The sequence below is a fragment of the Variovorax sp. RO1 genome (assembly GCF_002849325.1).
Lineage (GTDB): Bacteria > Pseudomonadota > Gammaproteobacteria > Burkholderiales > Burkholderiaceae_C > Variovorax.
This window is the reverse complement of record NZ_PKMT01000009.1, coordinates 205,982-231,440: the sequence shown is the minus strand read 5'-3', so window position 1 is coordinate 231,440 and position 25,459 is coordinate 205,982. Positions and strand designations below refer to the sequence as shown.

Here is a 25,459-nt window from a genome sequence, read left to right as displayed (position 1 = left end):
GCGTCGGACTCACTGGTGGTACCGCGGGCGGTGGCGGCGGCGGTGGTGGGGGGGGCGACGGGGGGCACGGGCTTGCGGTCAGCGGGACCGTGGCGACGGTCACGAATGCCCAGGGCGGCAGCGTGTCCGGCGGCAAGGGCGGCAATGGCGGAGCGGGCGAGGGCGTTGCCCGCGCCGGGGGGGCGATCGGCAATGGCGGCAGCGGTGGTCGCGGGGGGGCGGGCCTCTCGCTCTCAGGCCCCGGGCTTTCCCTTGTCAACGCCGGCAGCATCACCGGTGGCCTTGGCGGCACGGGGGGCGGCAGCACGGACGCAGCCGCAGGCGCGGCGGGCGCGGGTGGAGAAGGCGTCGTCGCCAGTGGTGCCTCGCGCATCGTCAACAGCGGCACCATCTCGGGTGGGCTCTCTGGCGATGGCGTCACCCGCGCGAACGCCATCACCTTCAACGCAGGCAATGCGTCGCTCACGCTGCAGACGGGGTCGGTGCTGAACGGCCAGGTGGTTGCCCTCGGCAGCGACAACACCCTGAATCTCCAGGGCACCGGCAGCGAAGACGATGCGATGTCGGGCTTCTCGAGCGTCCATGCCCACAGCGGCAGCCAGTGGACGCTGACGGGCGCGTTCCTGCCCACGGGCGACCTTACGGTCACCGTCGACGGCAGCGGCCCCACGCCTGCGCATCTGGCCATGAACGGCGTCATCTCCGGCGCCGGCAGCCTCACTGCCGACGGCGGCGGCACGCTGGCGCTGGGCGCTGCCAACACCTACATCGGCGGAACGACGATCAAGACAGGCACCACGGTGCAGATCGGCACGGCCGGCGCGCTCGGCGCCGGCACAGTCACGCTCGAAGGCGGCAAGCTGACCGCCACCGCGAGCCTCGACCTGACCAACTCCTTGCTCTTCGCCAACGGACAGCGCAGCACGGTGGCCGCCGCCAGTGGCACGACCATCGGTATCGATGGTGGACTCTGGCTCCGCGATGGGGCGACCGCCGTTTTCGGCAATGCCGTTGAAAACGGCACCATCCGCTTCGGCAGCAGCGGCGCCGCCGGCCTCTATCCGTCTGCCGCGGTCGTCGTGGCTGGCGGCACGCTGCAGGCGGCGGGCGCCACTGTCCCCGATTTCATCTTCTCCCGCGTTGCTTCCACCACAGTGGACAAGGGCGCAACGCTTGACCTGAACGGCTACAACGTCACCATCCGCAACCTGCAGGGCGCCGGAACGCTGAACACCCGGACCGGCAACGGTCCAACCCAGACCACGACGGTTGAGTCCGGCGCGTTCTCGGGTGCGATCACCGGCGCGGGCCAACTGGTGAAGACGACGGCGGGCACCCTGACCCTGACCGGTGCCAACACCTACAGCGGCGGCACCACCGTCCACGACGGCATGTTGCGGTTCGGCGCCGCATCTGCCCTGTCGCAGAACACGGCGTACACCGTGAATGGCGGCGTGCTGGACCTGGGCAGCTTCAACTTGCGTGCATCGAGCCTGTCGGGCGTCGGCGGTACCGTTCAACTGGGGAGCGCCACCCTGACGGCCGGGTCGGCCAACGCGAGCACCACGTTCGCAGGCAGCATCGACGGCACGGGCTCGCTGGTCAAGGAGGGCACCGGCACCCTGACGCTCTCGGGCTCGAACACCTACACCGGCGGCACGACCATCAGCGCGGGCACCTTGCAGGTCGGCAGCGGCGGCACCACCGGCAGCATCGACGGCAACGTCACCAACCATGCGGCGCTGGTCTTCAACCGATCGAACGATGCGGCCTTCGCAGGCCACATCACTGGCAGCGGCAGTGTGACGAAGACCGGCGCGGGCACGCTGGTCTACACAGGCAACGCCACCTACACCGGCGGCACGACCCTCAACGGCGGCACCCTGGAGATCCGCGACAGCGGCAGCATCGTCGGCAACATCGCCAACAACGCCGCGCTGGTGTTCAACCGCAGCGCCGACACCACCTTCGCCGGCAACATCAGCGGCACCGGCAGCCTGCTGCAGAAGGGCGCGCGCAAGCTGACCCTGACCGGCGACAACACCTTCACGGGCGCCACCACCGTCGTGGCCGGCAACATCCTGCAGATCGGCGCGGGCGGCACCACCGGCAGCATCACGGGGATCATTAGCAACGACGGCGACCTGGTCTTCGACCGCGCGGGCGAGCTGAGCTACGCAGGCGTCATCAGCGGCTCCGGCACCCTGTCGAAGAACGGCACGGGTATTCTGGAACTGACGGGCGCCAGCACCTACACCGGCGCGACCGAGGTCAACGCCGGCACGCTGCGCGTGAACAACACCACCGGCAGCGCCACGGGCACGAGCACGGTGCAGGTCAAGAACGGTGCCACGCTCAGCGGCGGCGGAACTATCTCGGGCCAGGTCACCATCGCCAACGGCGCGACGCTGGCACCCGGCAGCAACCTCGGCACGCTGACCACGGGCATGCTGCGCTTCGACCCGGGCGCCTTCCTGAGCTACGAACTGGGCCAGGCCGGCACGGTGGGCGGCCCGCTCAACGACCTCGTCAAGGTCAACGGCGGCCTCGTGCTCGACGGCACGCTCAACGTGGCGGAGGCACCCGGGGGCACTTTCGGGCCCGGCTTGTACCGTCTGATCAGCTACACCGGTTCGCTGATCGACAACGGCCTGAACATCGGCACAGCGCCCGCGGGCACGACAGCCGGCGACCTGCACGTGCAGTCGTCCGTGCGTGGCGAGATCAACCTGATCAACAGCAAGGGCGTCGATCTTGTTTTCTGGGACGGCGCGGGCGGCGACCCTTCCACCTACAACGACGGCACGATCAGCGGCGGCTCCGGCACCTGGCGCATCGGCAACTCCACCCTCAACGATCCGTCCGACAGCTGGACCGGCGCCAACGGCAAGACCAACACCGGCTGGAAGCAGAACCAGTTCGCGCTGTTCGGCGGCGCGGCCGGCACGGTCACCGTGGACAACACCGGCGGCGCCATCAGCATCGACGGCGCGCAGTTCTCCACCAGCGGCTATGTCGTCACCGGCGACGCGCTGACGCTGGGCAACGCCAGCACCATCATCAAGGTCGGCGACGGCACGGCCTCGGGGGCGCAGATGAGCGCGACCATCGCGTCGGTGCTCAGCGGCTCGGGCGGCCTCACGAAGGACGACCTGGGCACGCTGATCCTCAAGGGCGCCAACACCTACATGGGCGGGACGCTCGTGCGCGCCGGCACGCTGCAGGGCGACACGACCAGCCTGCGAGGCCCCATCGTCAACAACGCCCAGGTGGCCTTCGACCAGGTGGCCAGCGGCAGCTTCGCGGGCACGATGAGCGGCTCGGGCAGCCTGCGCAAGAGCGGCGGCGGTGAACTGCTGCTCACTGCGGCCAACACCTACAAGGGCGGCACGCAGGTCGACGGCGGCAGCTTGAATCTGGGCGTGACAGGCGCGGTGGGCACCGGCCCGGTGGGCGTGAGCAGTGGCGCGGCCTTGATCTTCAGCGGCAGTGCGGACGCGGAAAGCCTGAAGATCACGGCAGGTGCCACCCAGCCGGGCAATGGCGGCTTCGTCCAGTTCCAGGACAACGCCTCGGCCGGCCACGCGACCTTGATTGCGCAGGCCGGCGGCTCGATCGACTTCCGCGGCAACGCGACGGCCGGCAACGCCACCATCGAGAACCGCGGTGGCGAGGTCATGGTCTGGTTCGACGCCAACGCGGGCAAGGCCCACATCACCAACTTCGCCGGCGGTGCGACCAACCTCTGGGACGACGCCTCGGCCGGACAAGCGACGATCGTCAATGAGCGCGATGGCGTGCTGGACATTCGCGACAACGCAACGGCCGCGCAGGCGAGCGTGGTGAACAAGGCCGGTGGCACGGTCTTCCTGTCCAAGCTCGGCACACCCGGCATCACCATCGGTTCGCTCGAAGGCGCCGGCCGCGTGCTGCTCGGTGCGAAAGCGCTGACCACGGGCACGCTCAACAGCGACACCGAAATCTCGGGCGTGATCTCCGGCGTCGGCGGCTCGCTCGTCAAGGTCGGAACAGGAGCGCTCACGCTCTCAGGCGCGAACACGCACACCGGTGGCACGGCGCTGCGCCAGGGCCGCCTGAACGTGGGCCACAGCCAGGCGCTGGGCACTGGCACGCTGTCGATGGACGACGACACCACACTGGGCTTCAGCGCGAATGGCCTGACGATCGCCAACACCATCAAGCTGACGGGCAGCAACGATCCAGTCATCGACACCGGTGCGTTCAGCGGCACGCTGAGTGGTGCGATCAGCGGTGGTGGCTTCATCACCAAGCAGGGTACGGGCACGCTGACGCTGTCGGGTGCCAACACCTACACCGGTGCGACGAACGTGGCGCAGGGCACATTGAAGGCCGGTGCGGTGAACACGCTGAGCGCCGCCTCGGCGCACAGCGTGGCCGCAGCCGCCACGCTCGACCTCGCGAGCTTCAATCAAACCGTGGCATCGCTGACGAACAGCGGCACCGTGTCGTTGGCCGGCACGACCGCAGGCACGACGTTGACCGTGAAGGGGCCGTACGTCGGCAACAACGGCGTGCTGAAACTGAGTACGACGCTCAACGGCACCGGTCCCTCCGACCGCCTCGTGCTCGACGGCCCCACCGCCATCGCCAGCGGCAAGACCCAAGTGCAGATCAGCAACCTCGGCGGCCTGGGCGCACTCACGAGTGGCAACGGCATCGAGGTCATCACCGCACAGAACGGCGCGAGCAGCACCGCGCAGACCACGAAGGACGCTTTCTCGCTGGCCGGTGGCCATGTAGACGCAGGCGCCTACGAGTACCGCCTGCACGCCGCCGATGCGAGCGGCGCGGGCGAGAACTGGTACCTGCGCTCCACCACCGACACGGTGGCGCCGGGTCAACCGGTCGGCCTGCCCGTCGTCACCTACCGAGCGGAAGCTGCGCTGTACGCCGCACTGCCGAGCCAGCTGCGCCAGGGCAACCTCGCGATGCTGGGCGATGTGCGCAAGCGCGTGGGCGATGACGATGTGAAGGGCACACCGACCGGCTCCGACCGCCGCGCCTGGGCCCGCGTGCTCTCCACCGACATCGACATCCAGCAGGGCGGCACCGTCTCGCCCACCAGCAAGGGCCGCCTCACCGGCTTCCAGGCCGGCACCGACCTGCTCGCCACACCGAACTGGCGCGCCGGCCTGTACGTCGGCCAGCTCGACGGCGATGCGCGCGTGAGCGGCTTTGCCAGCGGCATCCGCAATTTGGGCGTGGGCCGCAACGACCTGCGCAGCCAGTACGTCGGCGTGTACGGCACCTATACCGCGGACAGCGGCTTCTATGCCGATGCCGTGGTGCAGTCCGGCCGTCACCGCTACACGGTCGAGCCGATGCTCAGTGCGGGTGTGGGCGGCAAGGGGAACAGCCTGCTGGGCTCGATCGAAGTGGGGCAAGCCTTTGCGATCGGCAACAGCGGTTGGCGCATCGAGCCGCAGCTGCAGCTGGTCCACCACCACATGGACCTGGGCAACTCGGCCATCGTTGGTGCCATCGCGCAACCACAGGCCGACAGCGGCTGGATCGCCCGTGCGGGCGTGCGGATCAAAGGGCAGATCGACACCGGCATGGGCGTGCTGCAGCCCTACGGTCGCGTCAACATCTACAAGACGTCGAGCGGCACTGACATCGCACGCTTCGTGAACGGCGCGACGACGACCGACATTGCAGCGCCGACCGGCGGCACCAGCACCGAACTCGCGGGCGGCTTCACGCTGGCGTTGAACCAGACGACGAGCCTGTACGGCGAAGTCGGCAAGCTGTGGTCCTCGGGCGGCGATGCCAAGGTGAAGAGTTCGATCAACGGATCGCTCGGCGTGCGGGTCAAGTGGTAGGCGGGTAGCGTCAAGCCTCCGGGTCCGAGTCCGGCTCCGGATTGGGCCGCCTTCGGTACGACCCCGGCGCCCCCCCGGTCCAGGTCTTGAACGCACGCTGGAACGCCGCGCTGTCCGAAAAGCCCAGCTCCTCGGCCAGCGTCGCCAGCGGCACGGTGCTGGTGTTCAGGCGCACGATGGCCACGTCGCGCCGCAGCTGGTCCTTGAGCGACTGGAACGAGGTGCCCTCGGTCGCCAGGTGGCGTTGCAGCGTGCTCACCGACATGTGCAGGCTGCGCGCGGTCGTGGCCAGGTCGGTCCAGGCCGGGCGGTGCTGCTGCAGCACGGTGCGCACGCGCGCGCTCACGGCCAGTTCGCCCAGCGGCGGCAGGATGACGTGGGCCGGCGCGGCGGCCAGGAAGTCGCGCATGGCCCGTGCGTCGCGGTGGATCGGCGTGGCCAGCGCGCTGGCGTCGAACCACACGGCCGACAGCGGCTGGCCGAACTGCAGCGGCGCGGGAAACACCTTGCTGTAGCCGGCCGCGTAAGGCGGCTGCTCGAAGCCGAAGTCGAAGCGGCGCGCCGTCAGCCGGCCGCCGTGCAGCCAGGCAAAGAGCCGCCAGTACACGCGCAGCATCAGCTCGTGCAAGAAGTTCAGCGGTGCGCTCGGCATGCCCTGCACCCGCAGGCCGAAGCCCGCGAGCGGCCCCTCGCGCAGGAGCACCATCTCGAGGTCGTCCTGCAGCAGGCTGAAGGTGCGGGCCACGCGGCGCAGCGCCACTTCGAGCGTGGGCGCGCCCATCGTGGCGCGGGTCATGAGCGCGAAGCTGCCGCAGCGCAGGCGGCGCGACAGGAAGCACAGGGCCTCGTCGTCCAGCCGCTCCATCAGCAGCGCGAACAGCGCTACGTACTGCTCGGCCGTGACGCGTGCGCCCGGCGCGTCGAGCAGCGCGGGGGCGATGCCGGCGTCCTGCAGCGCGGTGTCGATGCTGATCGGTGCGTTGTCGCCGCGCGCGCGCACGCCCGAGAGCATGCCCTGGACGAACACGATCGGGATGGTGACGGGCGGTTGCAGCATGCGTGTGCGGATCAGACCCGAGGGCGGCGCGGGTGTCGATTGAGGTTTTCTGCCATGCGGGCGATGCGAAGCGCAATCGCCGCGGCACGGCGCGGTTTCTACCATGCGTTCACACAAGAACCGAACGGAGACAACCGCCATGTACCAGACCCAGTCGCTGCACCGCAGCGTGCAGCAGCACCCCGACCGGATCGCCGTGCGCGCCGCCGGCCGCACCCTGAGCTTTCGCGCGTATGCCGAGCGCGTCGCCCGCCTCGCGGGCGCCCTGCAGGGGCTCGGCATGCAGGCGGGTGACCGCGTCGCCATGCTGGCGCTCAACTCGGCGCGCTACCTCGAGTACCAGATGGCCGTGCCCTGGGGCGGCGGTGTGCTCAACCCCTGCAATATCCGCTGGTCGGCGGCTGAAATTTTGTATTCGCTCGAAGACTCGGGCTCCTCGCTGCTGCTGGTGGACGACACCTTCCGCGCGGTGGTCGAGCAGATGCGCGGGCAGGCGACCAGCCTGCGCGAGGTGATCTACTGCGGCGACGGCCCCACGCCGCCCGGCATGCACGGCTACGAAGCGCTGCTGGACGCCGCATCGCCCGTGCCCGATGTGGGCCGCCGCGGCGAAGACCTGGCCGGCATCTTCTACACCGGCGGCACCACGGGCTTTCCCAAGGGCGTGATGCTGAGCCACACCAACATGGGCAGCTCGGGGCTGGCCCTGCATGCCGAAGGCCTGGCCGCGCCCGACGGCTGCTACCTGCATGCCGCGCCGATGTTCCACCTGGCCGACATGGGCATCTCCGCACCGCACTGGCTCGAGGGCAACACGCACGCGATCATTCCGGCCTTCAGCCCCGAGGCTGTGCTGAACACCATCGAGAAAGACCGCGTCACGCACGTGCTGCTGGTGCCCACCATGATCCAGATGCTGGTGGACCATCCCGCCATGCGCGAGCCGCGCGACCTGTCCAGCCTGAAGTGCATCACCTACGGCGCCTCGCCGATCGCGGAGGCGGTGCTGACCCGCGCGATGGCGGCCTTCCCGGGCGTGGACTTCGTGCAGGCCTACGGCATGACCGAGCTGTCGCCGCTGGCCACCATCAACCCGGCGCGCAACCACACGGCCGAAGGCCAGCGCCGGGGCAAGCTGCGCTCGGCCGGCCGCGCGAGCTACTGCACCGAGGTGCGCATCGTCGACGGCGAGGGCATCGAGGTGCCGCGCGGCACCGTGGGCGAGGTCGCGGTGCGCGGCCCCAACGTGATGCAGGGCTACTGGAACCAGCCCGCGCAAACGGCCGCGGCCGTGCGCGGCGGCTGGATGCACACCGGCGACGGCGCGTACATGGACGACGACGGCTACATCTTCGTGGTCGATCGGCTGAAGGACATGATCATCAGCGGCGGAGAGAACATCTATTCGGCCGAGGTCGAGAACGCCATCAACCAGCATCCGGCCGTGGCGGCCTGCGCCGTCATCGGCATCCCGAGCGAGGAGTGGGGCGAAGCCGTGCATGCGGTGCTGGTGCTCAAGCCGGGCCAGGAGCTGGCGGCCGATGTGCTCATCGCGCATTGCAAGGCGCTGATCGCGAACTACAAGTGCCCGCGCAGCGTGGCGGTGGCCGAGGCACTGCCGCTCTCGGGCGCCGGCAAGGTGCTCAAGACCCGGTTGCGCGAACCGTTTTGGCAAGACCGTCAACGAAGCGTAGCCTGACGGTTGACGAACTCTCTCCTTCTTTCCATTCATTCATTTCAGGAGCCCCTCATGAGCCAGGATGTCTACGTCGTCGGTGTCGGCATGATCCCCTTCACCAAGCCGGGCGCGAACCAGCCCTACCCGCAGATGGCCGCGCACGCCACCAATGCCGCGCTGAAAGACGCCGGCATCGGCTACGAGCTGGTGCAGCAGGCCTACGTCGGCTACGTGTACGGCGACTCCACCGCTGGCCAGCGCGCGCTCTATGAAGTGGGAATGACCGGCATTCCGGTCGTCAACGTCAACAACAACTGCTCCACCGGCTCGACCGCGCTGTTCCTCGCGCGCCAGGCCGTGGCCAGCGGCGCGGCCGACTGCGTGCTGGCGCTCGGCTTCGAGCACATGAGCCCCGGCGCACTCGGCGCGGTGTTCAATGACCGCCCAAGCCCGTTCGACCACTTCGAGTCGATCACCGACGAGCTGGTCGGCAATGAGCAGGTGCCGCTGGCGCTGCGCTACTTCGGCGGCGCGGGCCTGGCGCACATGCAGCAGTACGGCACGCAGATGTCGACCTTCGCGAAGATCCGCGCCAAGGCCAGCCGCCACGCGTCGAACAACCCGGTGGCGCTGTTCCGCACCGTCGTCACCGAAGACGAAGTGATGGCCGCGCCCGTCATGTGGCCCGGCGTGATGACGCGGCTCATGGCCTGCCCACCGACCTGCGGTGCGGCTGCGGCCATCGTCTGCTCGCCGCGTTTCGCCGAGCGCCATGGCCTGGACCGCAGCGTGCGCATCAAGGCGCAGGCCATGACCACCGACCGCGCCGTCACCTTCGAGAGCCGCGACATGCGCGAAGTGGTCGGCTTCAGCATGGCGCAGGAGGCGGCGCAGAAGGTGTACGACGCAGCCGGTGTCGGCCCGAAGGACATCGACGTGGTCGAGCTGCACGACTGCTTTGCGCACAACGAACTCATCAGCTACGAAGCGCTGGGCCTGTGCCCGATCGGCGGCGCAGAGAAGTTCGTGGTCGACGGCGACAACACCTACGGCGGCAAGGTGGTGACCAACCCGTCGGGCGGCCTGCTGTCGAAGGGCCACCCACTGGGCGCGACCGGTCTTGCGCAATGCACGGAGCTGGTCCAGCAGCTGCGCGGCACAGCCGACAAACGACAGGTCGAAGGCGCGCGCATGGCGCTGCAGCACAACCTGGGTTTGGGCGGCGCCTGCGTGGTCACGCTGTACGAACGCGTCTGAGGAAAAGGCAGAACATGATCGACAAGAAATGGATCGGCCACGAGCTGCCCGCTTCGGTGCTGCCCATCGAGCGCACCCGGCTGCAGTTCTTCGCCAAGGCGATCGGCGAGACCGACCCGGTCTACACCGATGCCGCCGCGGCGCGCGATGCCGGCTACCCCGACCTGCCCGCACCGCCCACCTTCCTGTTCGCGGCCGAGCTGGACTCGGGCGCGTCGGGCCAGATGCTCGACGACCTGCAGATTCCGCTGTCGAAGCTGCTGCACGGTGAGCAGAGCTTCGAGTACCACCGGCCGGCCTGCGTGGGCGACACGGTGACGGTGCGCTCCACCATCAGCGACATCTACGACAAGAAGAACGGCGCGCTCGAATTCGTCGTGAAGACCTCGCGCGCCACGAACCAGCGCGACGAACTCGTGGCCGAACTGCGCACCGTGATCGTGTGCCGCCACTGAAGAAGGAACGCACGATGACCCATCCCACCTACGACAGCATTCAGATCGGCGACGAGCTGCCCGCCTTGCAGCTTGCACCGGTCAACCGCACCACGCTCGCGCTGTTCGCGGGCGCCTCGGGCGACCACAACCCGATCCACATCGACACCGATTTCGCGCGCAAGGCCGGCATGCCCGACGTGTTCGCGCAGGGCATGCTGGGCATGGCCTGGCTCGGCCGCTTGCTCACGCAGTGGGCGCCCCAATCGCAGCTGCGCCGCTTCGACGTGCGCTTCCAGGGCATCACGCACCTGGGCCATGCCGTGCGCTGCACCGGCCGCGTGCTCGAGAAGCTGGAACACAACGGTGAGCGCTGCGTGCGCGTGGAGGTGCTCAGCGCCAACCAGTACGGCCAGCCCCGCATCGCAGGCGAAGCGCTCGTGGCGCTGCGCTGAATCCCCTGAACGAAAGAAGAGAGAAGACATGACACCCAAACTCGAAGGCAAGGTCGCCCTCATCACCGGCTCGGGCCGCGGCATCGGCCGTGCGATCGCGCTCAAGCTCGCGTCGGAAGGCGCCCGCATCGTCGTCAACGACCTCGATGCCGAACCGGCCGAAGAAACCGTACAGGCCATCCGCGCCGCAGGCGGCCAGGCCGTGGCCTGCGTCGGCAGCGTGTCGGCACCGGACTTTGCAGAGCGCTTCGTCGGTACGGCGGTGAGCGAATTCAAGGGCCTGGACATCATCGTCAACAACGCCGGCTACACCTGGGACAGCGTGGTGCAGAAGATGACCGACGAGCAGTGGTACGCCATGATCGACGTGCACCTGACGGCGCCGTTTCGCATCCTGCGCGCCGCGCAGCCGGTGATTCGCGCGCTCGGCAAGGCAGAGACCGAAGCCGGTCGGCGCGTGGTGCGCAAGGTGGTCAACATCTCGTCGGTGGCCGGGCTCTTCGGCAATGCGGGCCAGGCCAACTACTCGACCGCCAAGGCCGGCATCGTCGGCATGACGCAGACGCTGGCCAAGGAGTGGGGCCGCATGAACGTCACGGTGAACTGCGTGGCCTTCGGCTTCATCCAGACGCGGCTCACGGCCAGCACGGCCGAGGCCACCACGGCGAACATCGAAGGGCGCGAGATCAAGGTCGGCGTCAACCCGGGGTTGCTGGCGATGATGGAACAGTCGATCCCGCTGGGCCGCGGCGGCACGCCCGAAGAAGCGGCCGGCGCGGTGTACCTGCTGTGCGCGCCCGAGTCGGACTACGTGAGCGGCCAGACGCTCATGTGCACTGGCGGGCTCACGGGCATCTGAGATGACCACGATGCAGTTCGAGGAAGGCATTGCCTGGGGCGTGCAGGACGGCATCGGCCGCATCGTGCTGAAGCGGCCCGAGCGCGCCAACTCGGTGTCGCTGGCGAGCAGCCATGCACTGTCGCGCGCCATCGACGAGGTGATCGACGCCGCACCGCGCGCGATCCTGCTGACCGGCGAGGGGCGCGTGTTCTGTGCAGGCGGCGACATCGATTCGTTCGTGGCTGCGGGCGAGAAACTGCCTGAACTGGTCGACGCCATCCTCGACAGGCTGCATCCCGCGCTGCTGCGGCTGGCGCAAAACCCGGCACCCTTGGTGGTGGCGGTGAACGGCACGGTCGGCGGTGCGGGCGTGGGGCTGGCGCTGTGCGGCGACTTCGTGCTCGCGGCCGAGTCGATGAAGCTGCGCACGGGCTACGCGGCCATCGGGCTGTCGCCGGACGCGGGGAGTTCGTATTTCCTGTCGCGTCGCATCGGGCCGGTGCGCGCGCAGCAGTGGCTGATGCTCAGCGACCCGATCGACAGTGCGCGCTGCCTGGCGGCGGGTGCGGTCGATGCGCTGTACCCGGACGCCGAACTCGCAGCCGCAGCTGAAGCGTTGGTGACGCGGCTGGCGAACGGCGCGACCGCATCGTTCGCGGGCATCAAGGCACTGTGCAGCGGTGCGACGGCGCGCCCGATCGAAGAACACTTCGAGATGGAGCACCGCCTGCTGCGTGAGCGATCGGGCAGCGCGGATGCGCGCGAGGGCGTGGCGGCCTTCACTGCGAAGCGCGCACCGCGCTTCGCAGGGCGCTGAGCCCGGAGTTGCGACTCAGCTCTTCTTCTTGAACAGCTTCGTCAGGCCCCACAGCGCGGCACCGCCCGCCACCACGGCGACCTTCGCGAACTTGGCCAGGAAGGCGAGGGCGATTGCGAAGAGGCCCAGCTTCTTCGCGGCGGCACCGGCCACCAGCGCGGCCAGGCCGTAGGCGGCGACCTTGTCGGTCGATGCGTTGAAGTCCGCGTACTTCTTGCCGTCGTCGTACTGCAGCGCGCCGAGCAGTTTGGTGGCGTCGGGCTTGTACTTCTCGAGGTCGTTCGCGTTGGTGATGAGGTTCAGGCTGACGTAGCCCTCGCGGCCCAGCGCATAGGTGTTGTAGTTGACGCCGGGGTTGCCGCCGTCGCTGCCTTTCTTCTTCGACAGCGCTGACCACACCAGCCGGTGCGTCGAGGCTTCGTACTGCGGCTTCTGCGCCCAGCCCGTGACCTCGATCGCCGGGATGCCGCGCTTGGCGCGTTCCTCGTTCGCGGCCTCGGTGCCTTCCTTCAGGCTGGTGAGCAGTTCGTCGGCGTTCCAGTCCTTGGCGTCGTCGTCCTTGATGTAGCCCTCTTTCACGAACTTCACGACCGCCATCCAGTCGCCGTCGTCGGCGGGGAAGATCGCGCCGATGAAGGTGTCGTCGGTGCGGTTGCCCATGCTGCGCATGAGCTGCGCGGCGGCGGGTGTCGGCACCCAGACGTAGCCGGCGGGCAGGTGCAGGTGGGCCTGGTCGCGCAGGGCGATGTCGGCGGGGCCGGCTTTTTGGACGGCCTTGGCGGCCTTGAAGGCGGCTTCCTGCTCGGCTTCGAGCGAGCTCGCAGCAGAGGCCGTGGAAGCGGTGGTGGGGGATGCGGCGTTGCTGATGTGGGTGGCCGTCAAGGCGCACGCGAACAGCAAGCCGGCCGTCAGGCGGGCCGTATGAATACGCAAGTTCTCTCTCCTCGGTTGTTGTCGTTTCTGGTGAGACGCGAGGAGTTTATCGGCGCGCGAAGCCGCGCTGGCAGCGGGTTTCAGGGCCAGTGCGTGGGCGGCGGAATCTCGCAGACCGGCTCGACGTCGATGCTCTTGAAGTCGGCCGGCGAGACGATTTCCAGGTACTCCATGTCGGGCGAATAGTCGAAGAGAAAGTGGCGGATGCCGGGGCGCTGGTGCACCACGTCGCCGGCCTCGACGCGCGTTTCCTTGTCCTCGTACATGAAGCGCGCCCAGCCCTTGAGCATGATCACGATCTGGAAGTCCGCCTCGTGGCGGTGCCAGCCGGTGCCCGTTTCGGGTGCCATGTTGGCCTTGACGAGGTGCGCGATCACCTTGCCGTGGGTGGCGGCCGCAATGCCGAGGTCGCGATACAGGAAGAAGTCTCGCAGCCCGCCCGAGACGTACTCGGTGTCGGCGGGCTTGACGTGAGAGAACTGGGTGGCGGTTCGGTCCAGCATGGGCGCTCCTTCGCGGGGATGATGCTGCGATGCAGCATGCATAAACCGTTCCTGCGCGGGGCCCATTGCTTGACGGCCCGCGGGCCGCTCCAGATACTCAACCGCATGGTTCACTCAGATGCCCTGGACGCCGTGTTTGCGGCGCTGTCCGACCCGACGCGTCGCAGCGTGCTCGAAGCGCTGGGCGAGGGCAGCCTCAGCGTGACCGAGCTTGCCGAACCGCATGGCATGTCGCTGACCGGCTTCATGAAGCACCTGCGCGTGCTCGAAGGTGCCGGCCTCATCTCGCGCACGAAAGCGGGCCGCGTCGTGCGCTGCGAGCTGTCGGCGGGCCCGATGCAGGAGGCTGCCGTGTGGCTCTCGCGCTATGAGAAGTTCTGGACCGGCCGCCTCGATGCACTGGCGCGCTTTCTCTATCACCAGGAGGACACCGAATGGCGAAACCTTCCCCCGGCCCCACCACCAGCCCCATCACCGAGCGCCCCTCGCTCACGCTCCGCCGGCACTTCCGCGTCAGCCCCGCCAAAGTCTGGCGCGCGTGGACCGACCCGCAAGCGCTGAAGCACTGGTTCGGCCCCGAAGAGATCGTCGTGCCGCTGGCCGAGGTCGACCTGCGCGTGGGCGGGCGCTTTCGCGTGACGATGTTGGCGGCCGACGGCGAGACGCACGATGTGAGCGGCACCTACCTGGAGGTCGTGCCCGAGCGCAAGCTGGTCTTCAGCTGGGCCTGGCGCAGCACGCCCGAACGCGAGTCGCGCGTCACGGTGCAGCTTGAACCCGACGCGGGCGGCTGCGAGCTCGTGCTCATGCACCAGCAGTTCTTCGACGAAGCGGCGCGTGAGGGCCACACCCACGGCTGGACGGGCTCGCTCGTCAAGCTCGAGAGTTGGCTGCTCGGCGGCGACACCGGGTGACAGAACAACCGACGGCCCCTACCGGCGTACTCGACGCGCTGGACGCGATCTACCGCACCGAGTCGCGCCGCATCTTCGCCACGCTCGTGCGCCTGCTCGGCGACTTCGACCGGGCCGAAGAAGCCCTGCACGACGCCTTTCGCGCTGCGCTCGAGCAATGGCCGCACGAAGGCGTGCCGGCCAACCCGCGCGCCTGGCTGGTGTCGGCGGGGCGCTTCAAGTCGATCGATGGCATCCGTCGGCAGGCGCGCTTCACCGCGTGGGACGAGGCCACCGCCCACACCGACACGCTGGCCGACCCCGCGCCCGCCTGGCACGAGGCCGACCCCGATGCCGACGCGCTCGAGGACGACCGCCTGCGCCTGGTCTTCATTTGCTGCCACCCCGCGCTCGCGCCCGACGCCCAGGTGGCGCTCACGCTGCGCGAGGTCTGCGGGCTGGCGACCGAGGAGATCGCGCGCGCCTTTCTCGTGCCCGCGCCCACCATCGCGCAGCGCATCGTGCGGGCCAAGGCGCGCATCCGCGACGCCGGCATTCCGTACCAGGTGCCGGGCCTGGCGGAGCTGCCCGAACGGCTCGACGCCGTGCTGCGCGTGGTGTACCTCGTGTTCAACGAAGGCTATGCGGCTTCGTCGGGCGAGAGCGTCACGCGCGCCGACTTCTCGGCCGAGGCGATCCGGCTCGGGCGGCTGGTGGCCGAGCTGCTGCCCGACCCCGAGGCGCTGGGCCTGCTCGCGCTGATGCTGCTGCACGACGCGCGCCGCACCGCACGCACCTCGGCGCAGGGCGAGCTCGTGCTGCTCGACGCGCAGGATCGCAGCCTGTGGCACCGCGAACAGATCGGGGAGGGCGCGGCGCTGGTCGAGCGCGCGCTGCTGTCGCGCCGCTTCGGCCCGTACACCTTGCAGGCCGCCATTGCCGCGGTGCATGCCGAAGCGCCCGCGGCCGCCGACACCGACTGGCCACAGATCGTCGGCCTGTACGACGTGCTGCTGCGGCTCGACCCTTCGCCCGTGGCCGAGCTCAACCGCGCGGCGGCCGTGGCGATGCGCGACGGGCCGGCGGCCGGGCTGGCGCTGATCGATGCGTTGCTCGCACGTGGCGAGCTGGCCCAGTACCACCTGGCGCATGGCGCGCGTGCCGAGCTGTGCCGGCGCCTGGGCCGCACCGACGACGCACGTGAGGCTTATCTGCAGGCGCTGTCGCTGGTCCGCCAGCAGCCCGAGCGGCAATTTCTGGAGCGGCAGCTGGCGTCTTTGCCGGGCACAAAAAGTTTTTGACGGCCCGTGTCGATTTCGGCCGTCGCCGTTCGACCAGTGATGTCCTCACTCAAATCTGCAAGGAGATTCCGCATGAAATACCTCTGCCTCGTTCATTGCGACGAAGCGGTGCTTCGCGCACTGTCACCTGACGAGCGCCGCGCGCTCAACGCCGACTCGATGGCCTACGACCGCCTGCTCGAAGCCGCTGGCCACTTCATCGCCGCCGAGGCGCTGACCTCGGTGAGCGCCGCCAAGGTGGTGCAGGTGCGCCAGGGCCAGCGCTCGCACGTCGACGGCCCCTACGCCGAAGTGCGCGAGCAGCTGTGCGGCTTCATCCTGGTCGAAGCGCGCGACCTGAACGCCGCGATCCAGCTGGCCGGCCGCATTCCGATGGCGCGCTACGGCGCCATCGAAGTGCGTCCCATCGACGTCATGGAAATGATCGAAAACCCGAAGGGGAATGTCGCATGAGATACCTTTGCCTGATCTACGGAACCGACGCGCAGACGAGCCACTTCTCGGCGCAGGACATGGACCACTACATCAACGAACACATCGACTACGACGCCCATCTGCAGGCGCTCGGCAAGCTCGTCGTGGCCGAGGCTTTGCAGCCGGCCGGCACGGCGGTCACGGTGCGCATGCGCAACGACAAACTCTCGGTCACCGACGGGCCGTTCGCCGAAACCAGCGAGCAGCTGGGCGGCTTCTATCTGGTCGAGGCCGACAGCGAAGAAGAGGCGCTGCAGCTCGCGGCCGGCATCCCTTCGGCGCGCTTCAGCAGCATCGAGGTGCGCAAGGTTTTCTCGAGCAGCGACAGCGGCAACCGGGGGGCCGGCCCATGAGCGGCACCACGAACCGGCCGACGCCGGCCCGCGCCACGGCGCGCGAATGGACCGGGCTGGCGGTCATCGCGCTGCCGTGCATGCTCTATTCGATGGACCTCACGGTGCTGAACCTGGCGATCCCGTCGATCAGCGAAGACCTCAAGCCCACCGCCTCGCAGTTGCTGTGGATCGTCGACATCTACGGCTTCTTCGTGGCCGGCCTGTTGGTCACCATGGGCACGCTGGGCGACCGCATCGGGCGGCGCCGGCTGCTGCTGATCGGCGCGGTGGCGTTCGGCGTGGCCTCGGTGCTCGCTGCCTTCTCGACCAGCGCCAACATGCTGATCGCCACGCGCGCGCTGCTGGGCGTGGCGGGGGCCACGCTGGCGCCATCCACGCTTTCGCTGATCCGCAACATGTTCCTCGACCCGGCGCAGCGCACCGTGGCCATCGGCGTGTGGATCTCGAGCTACTCGGCCGGCGCGGTCATCGGCCCGGTGCTGGGCGGCGTGCTGCTGCAGTTCTTTCCGTGGGGCTCGGTGTTCCTCATCGGCGTGCCGGTGATGGTGCTGCTGCTGGCGCTCGGCCCGTGGCTCTTGCCCGAGTACCGCGACCCCGACGCGGGCGCGCTCGACCTGGCCAGCGTGGCGCTCTCGCTGGGCGCGGTGCTGGCCGCCATCTACGGCATCAAGCAGGTGGCCGAGCACGGTCCCGACGCGGTGTCGCTGCTGGCCATCGCGGTCGGTGCGCTGCTCGGCTGGTTGTTCGCGCGCCGGCAGGGACGGCTGGCCAATCCGATGATCGACTTGCGCCTGTTCCGGCTGCCGGCCTTCAGCGTCTCGCTCGGGGCCTACATGCTGGCCTGCTTCGTGATGTTCGGGCTCTTTCTGTACAACGCCCAGTACCTGCAGCTGGTGCTCGGCCTGTCGCCGCTGGAGGCGGGCCTGTGGAGCATGCCGAGCGCCGGCGCCTTCATCGTCGGCTCGATGATCGTGCCCGCGCTCACGCGGCGCCTGTGCCCGGCCTATGTCATGGGCGGCGGGTTGGGCGTGGCGGCACTGGGCTTCGGCATGCTGGTGCTGCTGCCCGCGCAGGGCGGGCTGGCCTGGATGGTGACGAGCGCGATCATTTCTTCGCTCGGCCTGGCGCCGGTGTTCACCCTGGCCACCGACCTGGTCGTGGGCAGCGCGCCGCCAGAGCGCGCGGGCGTGGCCTCGGCGATCTCGGAAACCAGCTCCGAGTTCGGCGGGGCGCTGGGCATCGCCATCCTCGGCAGCGTCGGCGCAGCGATCTACCGCGCGGCCATGGCCGATGCCGTGCCCGCCGGTCTGTCCGATGCGGCCGCGGTCGAAGCCGCCCGCAGCACGCTGGGCGGCGCGGTCGCGCTGGCCGCGGAACTGCCCAGTACCACCGGCGCCGCGCTGCTCGACACCGGGCGCGAGGCGCTGCTGCGCGCCCTGCGGCTGGTGGCCGGCCTGTGCGCGGTGGTGCTGTTGTTCGTTGGCGTGCTGGTGGCGGTGCGGCTGCGCGGCGTGGGCGCGTCGCATGCGCAGGAGGACGCCGTACCCCCGGGCGGCGCCGCATTGCCGGAGCGTTGACGAGCCTCCATACTGGGGCTTCCACGACGCACCCCACGACCGAACGGAGGCCCCATGAGCAACGAACTGCGCAAGAAGCTGCATGACCTGGCAGAACTGTCCGACAGCACCTCCGACCCGCAGACCAAGGCCATCGTCGAGGCGATCCGGCTGCAGACGGCGGTGCTGAACGAGCGGCTGTTCAGCATCGAGCTGCAGCTCGGCGTGCTCGCCAAGCGCATGGAAAACACCACCGACTGAGTCGGCTGCTGCTTTGTGGGGATAATCCCCGCCATGAGCGGCAACACCTTCGGAACTCTCTTCGCGGTCACCAATTTCGGCGAGTCGCACGGCCCGGCCATCGGCTGCGTGATCGACGGCTGCCCCCCGGGCATGGCCTTGAGCGAGGCCGACATCCAGGGCGACCTCGACCGTCGCCGCCCCGGCACCAGCCGCCACGTCACCCAGCGCAACGAGCCCGACGCGGTGCAGATCCTGTCCGGCGTGTACGAAGGCAAGACCACCGGCACGCCCATCGCGCTGCTGATCCAGAACACCGACCAGCGCAGCAAGGACTACGGGCAGATCGCCCAGCAGTTCCGCCCCGGCCACGCCGACTTCACCTACTGGAAGAAATACGGCATCCGCGATCCGCGCGGCGGCGGGCGTTCTTCGGCACGGCTCACCGCGCCCATGGTCGCGGCCGGCGCGGTCGCCAAGAAGTGGCTGGCCGAAAAATACGGGATGGTGTTCCGCGGCTGCATGACGCAGATCGGCGAGATCGCCATTCCCTTCGAGAGCTGGGACCACGTCCCCAACAACCCCTTCTTCGCCCCCATCGCCGACGTGAGCGCGCTGGAGGACTACATGGACCGCCTGCGCAAGGCCGGCGATTCGTGCGGCGCGCGCATCCGCGTCACGGCCACGAACGTGCCCGTGGGTCTGGGTGAGCCGTTGTTCGACAAGCTCGACGCCGAGATCGCCTACGCCATGATGGGCATCAACGCGGTGAAGGCCGTGGAAATCGGCGCCGGCTTCGACAGCATCACGCAGCGCGGCACCACGCATGGCGACTCGATCACGCCGACGGGCTTTCTCACCAACAATGCCGGCGGCATTCTGGGTGGCATCAGCTCAGGACAGGACCTCGAGGTGAGCATCGCGATCAAGCCCACCAGCTCGATCATCAGCCCGCGCCAGTCCATCGACGTGAACAACAACCCCGTCGAAGTCATCACCAAGGGCCGCCATGACCCTTGCGTGGGCATCCGCGCCACGCCCATCGCCGAAGCCATGCTCGCGCTGGTGGTGATGGAACACGTGCTGCGCAACCGCGCGCAGTGCGGCGACGTGAACCCGCCTGCCGAGAAGAGCGAAGCTGCGTCGCCGCAGTCGTCCTTCCTGTAGTGTCCGCCGCGCCACCTGTGGCCGCGGGGCGCGGCCACCTGTTGGCATTCGCTGGCCTGTCGGCCAGCTACTTCGCGCACATCGGTTTCTTCAACCCGTACCTGCCGCTGTGGCTCAAGGACCTGGGCCTGCCGATCTTCACGATCAGCCTGCTGGCCTCGGTGCAATCGATCACGCGCGTCTTTGCGCCCTATGCCTGGGGCGCGCTCAGCGACCACACCGGCCAGCGCGTGAAGCTGCTGCGCTTCAGCGCCGCCGTGGCGCTGGCCAGCTCCTTCGGCCTGTGGTGGCACGGCGGCGCCTGGTGGCTCGCGCTCGTGCTGCTCGTGATGTTCACGCACACCAGCTCGATGATGTCGCTCACCGAGGCGGCCATGGCGCAGATCGTCGCGGGCGACTGGGGCCGCTACGGGCGCATCCGCCTGTGTGGCTCGGCCGGCTTTTTGGTCACCGTGTTCGTTGCGGGCGAATGGTTCGAGCGCTTCGGCATGAAGCACTTTCCGTACTGGGCCGCCGGCACGCTGGCCGTGGTGCTGATCGCCACGATGAAGCTGCCCGACGTGCGCGAGCCGCCCGCTGCGCACGACGCCGTGAAGGAACCCATCGGCCCCGTGCTGCGCATCCCCGCCGTGCGCTGGTTCTTTGCGTCGCTGTTCTTCCAGGTGATGTCGCACTTCTCGGTGTACGCGTTCTTCTCGCTCTACCTCGATTCGATCGGCTACGGCAAGAGCACCATCGGCCTTCTGTGGGCGCTGTCGGTGGTGGCCGAGATCGTCTGGTTCTTTTTGCAGGGCCGCCTCATCGGCCTGTTGCCGATGCCGCGCTGGATGCTGGTGTGCGGCATCGCCGGCGTGGCGCGGCTCGGCCTCACGGCCGGGCTCGGTGGCTTCATCGCGGCGCTGGTCGTCGCGCAGTGGCTGCATGCGCTGAGCTTCGCGGCGCACCACACGGCCTGCATTGCCGTGGTGTCGCGCCGCTTCCCCGGCCACCTGCGCGGACGCGGGCAGGCGCTGTTCACGGTGATCGGCTACGGCTTTGGCGGTGTGCTCGGTGTGCTGCTCGGCGGGGCGGTGGCGCAGGAACTGGGCTATCGCACGATGTTCGCGCTGGCGGCGGTGCTGGCGGTGGCGGGGTCGCTGTGTGCTTGGCGGATGGTGGTGCTCGAGCCCTCGGCGCGTCCGAACCGGGCCTGAGCGCGCCCGCCCGAGGCGCTGCATTCATCGCCAGCGCCGGGGCTTGCCAGCCGTGGTGACAAAGAGCGCACCTTCTTTGCATTTCGGCCCGTAGCCGACTTTTCGCACCCAGATGAGCGCTGAATCGGCATTCGAGGCAATCGTCAAGAACTGGTCTCAAAGGTCGGTGAAGCCCAGAAACTGAGGCGTTTGGAATTACAAACAGCGAGCCGCAAGTCAACGAACCGCGGCAGATGTCACGCCCCACGAATCTGTTCAAACGCGGGTTTTCGATAACTCAATCAACTTGATTTAGTAAGTCGACTGTTCGATAGTCCGTCTCGCGTCCGGTGCGTTCTCGTTGAATTGCAAACAAGAAGGCCGCCGGTTTCACAGAAAAGCACGGCAAAACGCCGTGCCCCGCCCCTGAAGGAGACACCCCCATGTTCATCAGCCCGCGTTTCGTTCCCGCCCTGGCCGTTCTGGCCCTGGCCGCTTCCACTGCCTCCACGGCCCTGGCCGCTGGCGAACCGGTCATCGGCCTGGTCACCAAGACCGAGACCAATCCGTTCTTCGTGAAGATGAAGGAGGGCGCGCAGGAAGAGGCCAAGAAGCTCGGCGCCAAGCTGCTGTCGGGCGCGGGCAAGGCCGACGGCGACAACGCGGGCCAGATCACGGCGATGGAAAACATGATTGCCGCGGGCGCCAAGACCATCCTCATCACGCCGAGCGACGCCAAGGCCATCGTGCCGGCGATCAAGAAGGCGCGCGACAAGGGGATCATGGTGATCGCGCTCGACAGCCCGGCCGATCCGCCGGACGCGACCGATGCGCTCTTTGCCACCAACAACTACACGGCCGGCGTGCTCATCGGCGAGTACGCCAAGGCCGCGATGGCCGGCAAGACGCCCAGGATCGTCGCGCTCGACCTGCTGCCGGGCCACCCCGTGGGCGCGCAGCGCCACAACGGCTTCATGAAGGGCTTCGGGCTGGCTGCGAACGACGCCAAGTCGAACGAGCTGTCGAAGGCGCCCGAAATCGTCTGCATGGCTGACAGCTTCGGTGACCAGGCCAAGGCGCAGACGGTGATGGAAAACTGCCTGCAGAAGGCGCCCGACGTGAACCTGGTCTACACCATCAACGAGCCCGCCGCGGCCGGCGCCTACAACGCGCTCAAGCGCGCGGGCAAGGAGAAGGGCGTGATGATCGTCTCGGTCGACGGCGGTTGCCAGGGCATCAAGGACACGGCCGCCGGCGTCATTGCCGCGACCTCGCAGCAGTACCCGCTGAAGATGGCCGCGATGGGCGTGGCCGCGGGCGTCGAGTTCGCCAAGACCGGCAAGAAGGCTTCGGGCTATGTCGACACCGGCGTGACGCTCATCGCCGGCAAGAGCGTGGCCGGCGTCGAGAGCAAGGACACCAAGACCGGCACCGAGCTGTGCTGGGGCAAGAAGTAAACAGGTCGTCCCGGGAGTACACATCGATGGCGAAATCTCCAACGCACCACATCCCGTGGGGCGCCCTCGGGCCGTGGCTGGCCCTGCTCGGCGCGTGCATCTTCTTTGCGACGCAGTCCGACCGTTTTCTGACGGGCGGCAACCTGTCGCTGATCCTGCAGCAGGTGATGGTGGTGGGCGTGATCGCCATCGGCCAGACGCTGATCATCCTCACGGCCGGCATCGACCTGTCGTGCGGCATGGTGATGGCGCTGGGCAGCATCGTCATGAGCAAGTTCGCGACCGAGCTCGGGATGCCGGTGCCGCTGGCCATTCTGTGCGGCATCGGCGTGACGACGCTGTTCGGCCTGCTCAACGGCCTGCTGGTGACGCGCATCAAGCTGCCGCCGTTCATCGTGACGCTGGGCACGCTGAACATCGCGTTCGCGATCACGCAGCTGTATTCGTCGTCGCAAACGATCACCGACCTGCCTGCCGGCCTCACGGGCCTGGGCACCACCTTCACCATCGGCAGCGCCGAGGTGGCGTGGGGCTCGGTGCTGATGGTGGCGCTGTATGTGCTCGCGTGGTTCGTGCTGCGCGAGACAGCATCCGGCCGGCACATCTACGCGGTCGGCAACAACGCCGAGGCCACGCGGCTGGTGGGTATTCCCACGCAGCGCGTGCTGCTGGGCGTGTACGTGGCGGCGGGCGTGTTCTACGGCATCGCCTCGCTGCTGTCGGTGGCGCGCACCGGCGTGGGCGATCCGAACGCGGGCCAGACCGAGAACCTCGACGCCATCACGGCCGTGGTGCTCGGCGGCACCAGCCTGTTTGGCGGGCGCGGCATCGTGCTGGGCTCGCTCATCGGCGTGCTCATCGTGGGCGTGTTCCGCAACGGGCTCACGCTGATGGGCGTGTCGTCGATCTACCAGGTGCTGGTGACGGGCGTGCTGGTGATTCTTGCGGTGGCGGCCGATCAGCTCTCGCGCAAGGGAGCACGTTGATGAATACCGTGACCAACCCCAAGATCGTGATGCAGGCCAAGGGCCTGGTGAAGCGCTACGGCCAGGTCACCGCGCTCGATGGCGTCGACTTCGAGCTGCGCGAGGGCGAGATCCTCGCGGTGATCGGCGACAACGGCGCGGGCAAGTCGTCTCTCATCAAGGCGCTGTCGGGCGCCATCGTGCCCGACGAAGGCCAGATCCTGCTCGACGGCGCGCCGGTGCATTTCCGCAACCCGCTCGACGCGCGCCGCGCCGGCATCGAGACGGTCTATCAAGACCTCGCGGTGGCGCCCGCCATGACCATCTACGAGAACCTCTTTCTCGGCCGCGAACTGCGCCGCCCCGGCTTCATGGGCAACGTGCTGCGCATGCTCGACAAGAAGAAGATGCTGCTCGAAAGCACGGCGCGCATGGCCGACCTGAAGGTCGGCATCCAGTCGATGACGCAGGCGGTCGAAACCCTCTCGGGCGGCCAGCGCCAGTGCGTGGCCGTGGCGCGCAGCGCGGCCTTCGCGCGGCATGTGGTCATCATGGACGAACCGACCGCCGCCCTCGGCGTGAAGGAGGGCAACATGGTGCTCGAGCTGATCCGCCGCGTTCGCGAGCGCGGCCTGCCCGTGGTGCTCATCAGCCACAACATGCCGCATGTGTTCGAGGTGGCCGACCGCATCCACGTGGCACGCCTCGGGCGCCGCGCCGCCGTTCTCAACCCCCGAAAGATCAGCATGAGCGACACCGTGGCCGTGATGACTGGCGCGATGACCGCTGACCAGTTGCCCGCGGAGGCGCATGCCTGATCCCGATGCCCTCGAGCTCCCGTCGGTCTTGCTGCGTCCGCGCGGCTCCAACCAGGTGGGCATGCGCCAGTTCAACGAGCGCGTGGTGCTGCAGGCGCTGCGCGTGCACACCAGCCTGCCCAAGGCCGACCTCGCGCGGCTCACGGGGCTGAGCGCGCAGACCATCGGCCTCATCACCGCGCGGCTCGAGGACGACGGCCTCATCGTCAAGCAAAGCCGTGTGCGCGGGCGCATCGGCCAGCCTTCGGTGCCGCTGGCGCTCAACCCCGACGGCGCCTTCGCCATCGGCGTCAAGCTCGGGCGGCGCGGGGCCGAGTGGCTGCTCATCGACTTCACGGCGCAGGTGCGCGAGCACCACGCGATCCGCTACGAGTTTCCGGATGCCGAGGCGCTGCTGCCAGTGATCGCCGAGCACATCCACCGGCTGCGCGACGGGCTCGGTCCGCTGGCCGCGCGCAACGTGGGCGCGGGGCTGGCGGCGCCGTTCCAGCTCGGCGGCTGGCACCGCACGCTGGGGCTGTCGAAGACGCAGTCGGACGAGTGGAACCAGATGGACCTGCTGGCCGAGGTGCGCGCGCGCACCGATGTGCCCGTGGGTTTTGCGCGCGACACCGTGGCGGCCTGCGTGGCAGAGCTGGTGACCGGGCGCGGCCACGACCTCAAGAGCTTCCTGTACATCTTCGTCGACACTTTCGTGGGCGGCGGGCTGGTCATCAACTCGCACCTGCACACGGGTGCGCACGGCAACGCGGGCGCGCTCGCGTCGATCCCGATGCGCACGGAGAAGCCCTCCGAAGGCGTGTCGACGCAGGTGGTGGCCGAGGCGTCGCTGTGGGAGCTCGAGCAGCGCCTGCGCGCCGAAGGCCGCGACGCCACGGCCGCGTACGACGACCGCGCGCTCGAGGCACCGTTCGCCGCGGCCACGCAGGCCTGGCTCGGCAGTGCGTCGCGGGCGCTGGCGCACGCCATCGTCAGCAGCACCGCGGTGCTCGATCTGGCCGATGTGGTGATGGACGGTTCGATGTCACGCGCGCTGCTCGACGCGCTGCTGGTGCAGACCCGCGCGGCGCTCGCGCAGTGCAACTGGGAAGGCCTGTGGTCGCCGCGGCTGCACGGCGGGCGGGCGGGGGCGCAGGCCTGTGCGCTCGGCGGCGCGATGCTGCCGCTGCACGCCAATTTCGCGCCGGACCATGATGTGTTTCTGAAGGCGGCCTGAGCCGC

At 68.7% G+C, this 25,459-nt stretch carries 23 protein-coding genes; 20 read left to right on the top strand and 3 right to left on the bottom strand.

Annotated features, from left to right (window positions below):
* Positions 1-89: 89 nt before the first annotated feature.
* The gene (locus tag CY658_RS30715; protein WP_308217220.1) at positions 90-5,864 is read left to right on the top strand and encodes an autotransporter-associated beta strand repeat-containing protein; all 5,775 of its coding nucleotides are present in this window, start codon (positions 90-92) and stop codon (positions 5,862-5,864) included.
* Positions 5,865-5,874: 10 nt separating this feature from the next.
* On the opposite strand, the gene CY658_RS30710 is transcribed toward CY658_RS30715, so the two are convergent.
* Positions 5,875-6,921, bottom strand: a complete 1,047-nt coding sequence (locus tag CY658_RS30710) for an AraC family transcriptional regulator (protein WP_101493763.1) — start codon at positions 6,919-6,921, stop codon at positions 5,875-5,877.
* A gap of 139 nt (positions 6,922-7,060) precedes the next feature.
* Between CY658_RS30710 and CY658_RS30705 the strand changes: the two genes are divergently transcribed.
* The 6 genes from CY658_RS30705 to CY658_RS30680 are packed head-to-tail and all read left to right on the top strand — an operon-like array spanning position 7,061 to position 12,403.
* Positions 7,061-8,620 (top strand): long-chain-fatty-acid--CoA ligase, encoded by a 1,560-nt coding sequence (locus CY658_RS30705; protein ID WP_101493762.1) that lies wholly within the window; start codon positions 7,061-7,063, stop codon positions 8,618-8,620.
* A gap of 51 nt (positions 8,621-8,671) precedes the next feature.
* Complete coding sequence (locus CY658_RS30700; RefSeq protein WP_101493761.1) at positions 8,672-9,856, top strand: lipid-transfer protein; 1,185 nt, start codon at positions 8,672-8,674, stop codon at positions 9,854-9,856.
* A gap of 14 nt (positions 9,857-9,870) precedes the next feature.
* Complete coding sequence (locus tag CY658_RS30695) at positions 9,871-10,311, top strand: MaoC family dehydratase N-terminal domain-containing protein (RefSeq protein WP_101493760.1); 441 nt, start codon at positions 9,871-9,873, stop codon at positions 10,309-10,311.
* 14 nt (positions 10,312-10,325) lie between these two features.
* Positions 10,326-10,745: a MaoC family dehydratase gene (locus CY658_RS30690; RefSeq protein WP_101493759.1), complete on the top strand. Its 420-nt coding sequence runs from the start codon at positions 10,326-10,328 to the stop codon at positions 10,743-10,745.
* Positions 10,746-10,773: 28 nt separating this feature from the next.
* Positions 10,774-11,604, top strand: coding sequence for an SDR family NAD(P)-dependent oxidoreductase (locus tag CY658_RS30685; RefSeq protein ID WP_099796383.1), 831 nt, complete (start codon positions 10,774-10,776; stop codon positions 11,602-11,604).
* Positions 11,605-11,614: 10 nt separating this feature from the next.
* Positions 11,615-12,403, top strand: a complete 789-nt coding sequence (locus CY658_RS30680) for an enoyl-CoA hydratase/isomerase family protein (RefSeq protein ID WP_101493781.1) — start codon at positions 11,615-11,617, stop codon at positions 12,401-12,403.
* 15 nt (positions 12,404-12,418) lie between these two features.
* Here the strand turns inward: CY658_RS30680 and CY658_RS30675 are convergent, their stop codons facing one another.
* Positions 12,419-13,336: a DUF2167 domain-containing protein gene (locus CY658_RS30675; RefSeq protein ID WP_101493758.1), complete on the bottom strand. Its 918-nt coding sequence runs from the start codon at positions 13,334-13,336 to the stop codon at positions 12,419-12,421.
* An 80-nt stretch (positions 13,337-13,416) separates the two neighbouring features.
* Positions 13,417-13,839, bottom strand: coding sequence for a cupin domain-containing protein (locus CY658_RS30670; protein WP_101493757.1), 423 nt, complete (start codon positions 13,837-13,839; stop codon positions 13,417-13,419).
* A gap of 105 nt (positions 13,840-13,944) precedes the next feature.
* On the opposite strand from CY658_RS30670, the gene CY658_RS30665 reads away from it, so the two are divergent.
* The 13 genes from CY658_RS30665 (at position 13,945) to CY658_RS30605 (ending at position 25,454) form a co-directional block, all read left to right on the top strand.
* Entirely contained in the window at positions 13,945-14,400 is a 456-nt protein-coding gene (locus CY658_RS30665; RefSeq protein ID WP_143713820.1) for an ArsR/SmtB family transcription factor, read from the top strand.
* Positions 14,310-14,753: an SRPBCC family protein gene (locus CY658_RS30660; RefSeq protein ID WP_143713822.1), complete on the top strand. Its 444-nt coding sequence runs from the start codon at positions 14,310-14,312 to the stop codon at positions 14,751-14,753. Before CY658_RS30665 ends, CY658_RS30660 begins: the two co-directional genes overlap by 91 nt.
* Complete coding sequence (locus CY658_RS30655; protein ID WP_101493755.1) at positions 14,750-16,033, top strand: RNA polymerase sigma factor; 1,284 nt, start codon at positions 14,750-14,752, stop codon at positions 16,031-16,033. The genes CY658_RS30660 and CY658_RS30655 overlap by 4 nt, the downstream gene beginning before the upstream one ends.
* Before the next feature lie 72 nt (positions 16,034-16,105).
* Positions 16,106-16,486: a YciI family protein gene (locus CY658_RS30650; protein WP_101493754.1), complete on the top strand. Its 381-nt coding sequence runs from the start codon at positions 16,106-16,108 to the stop codon at positions 16,484-16,486.
* A complete protein-coding gene (locus CY658_RS30645; protein ID WP_101493753.1) occupies positions 16,483-16,860 on the top strand; it encodes a YciI family protein in 378 nt (125 codons plus the stop codon). The genes CY658_RS30650 and CY658_RS30645 overlap by 4 nt, the downstream gene beginning before the upstream one ends.
* Positions 16,857-18,440 carry an MFS transporter gene (locus CY658_RS30640; protein WP_101493752.1) on the top strand — a complete coding sequence of 528 codons (1,584 nt, stop codon included), beginning with the start codon at positions 16,857-16,859 and terminating at the stop codon, positions 18,438-18,440. The genes CY658_RS30645 and CY658_RS30640 overlap by 4 nt, the downstream gene beginning before the upstream one ends.
* Positions 18,441-18,494: 54 nt before the next feature.
* The gene (locus tag CY658_RS30635; RefSeq protein ID WP_056583411.1) at positions 18,495-18,680 is read left to right on the top strand and encodes a hypothetical protein; all 186 of its coding nucleotides are present in this window, start codon (positions 18,495-18,497) and stop codon (positions 18,678-18,680) included.
* Positions 18,681-18,713: 33 nt separating this feature from the next.
* The gene (gene aroC, locus CY658_RS30630; protein WP_101493751.1) at positions 18,714-19,826 is read left to right on the top strand and encodes a chorismate synthase; all 1,113 of its coding nucleotides are present in this window, start codon (positions 18,714-18,716) and stop codon (positions 19,824-19,826) included.
* The gene (locus CY658_RS30625) at positions 19,826-21,019 is read left to right on the top strand and encodes an MFS transporter (RefSeq protein WP_101493750.1); all 1,194 of its coding nucleotides are present in this window, start codon (positions 19,826-19,828) and stop codon (positions 21,017-21,019) included. Before aroC ends, CY658_RS30625 begins: the two co-directional genes overlap by 1 nt.
* 422 nt (positions 21,020-21,441) lie before the next feature.
* A complete protein-coding gene (locus tag CY658_RS30620) occupies positions 21,442-22,455 on the top strand; it encodes a sugar ABC transporter substrate-binding protein (protein WP_101493749.1) in 1,014 nt (337 codons plus the stop codon).
* A 26-nt stretch (positions 22,456-22,481) separates the two neighbouring features.
* Entirely contained in the window at positions 22,482-23,441 is a 960-nt protein-coding gene (locus CY658_RS30615) for an ABC transporter permease (protein ID WP_101493748.1), read from the top strand.
* The gene (locus tag CY658_RS30610) at positions 23,441-24,238 is read left to right on the top strand and encodes an ATP-binding cassette domain-containing protein (protein WP_101493747.1); all 798 of its coding nucleotides are present in this window, start codon (positions 23,441-23,443) and stop codon (positions 24,236-24,238) included. Before CY658_RS30615 ends, CY658_RS30610 begins: the two co-directional genes overlap by 1 nt.
* Entirely contained in the window at positions 24,231-25,454 is a 1,224-nt protein-coding gene (locus CY658_RS30605) for an ROK family transcriptional regulator (RefSeq protein ID WP_101493746.1), read from the top strand. Before CY658_RS30610 ends, CY658_RS30605 begins: the two co-directional genes overlap by 8 nt.
* The last annotated feature ends 5 nt before the right edge of the window (positions 25,455-25,459 follow it).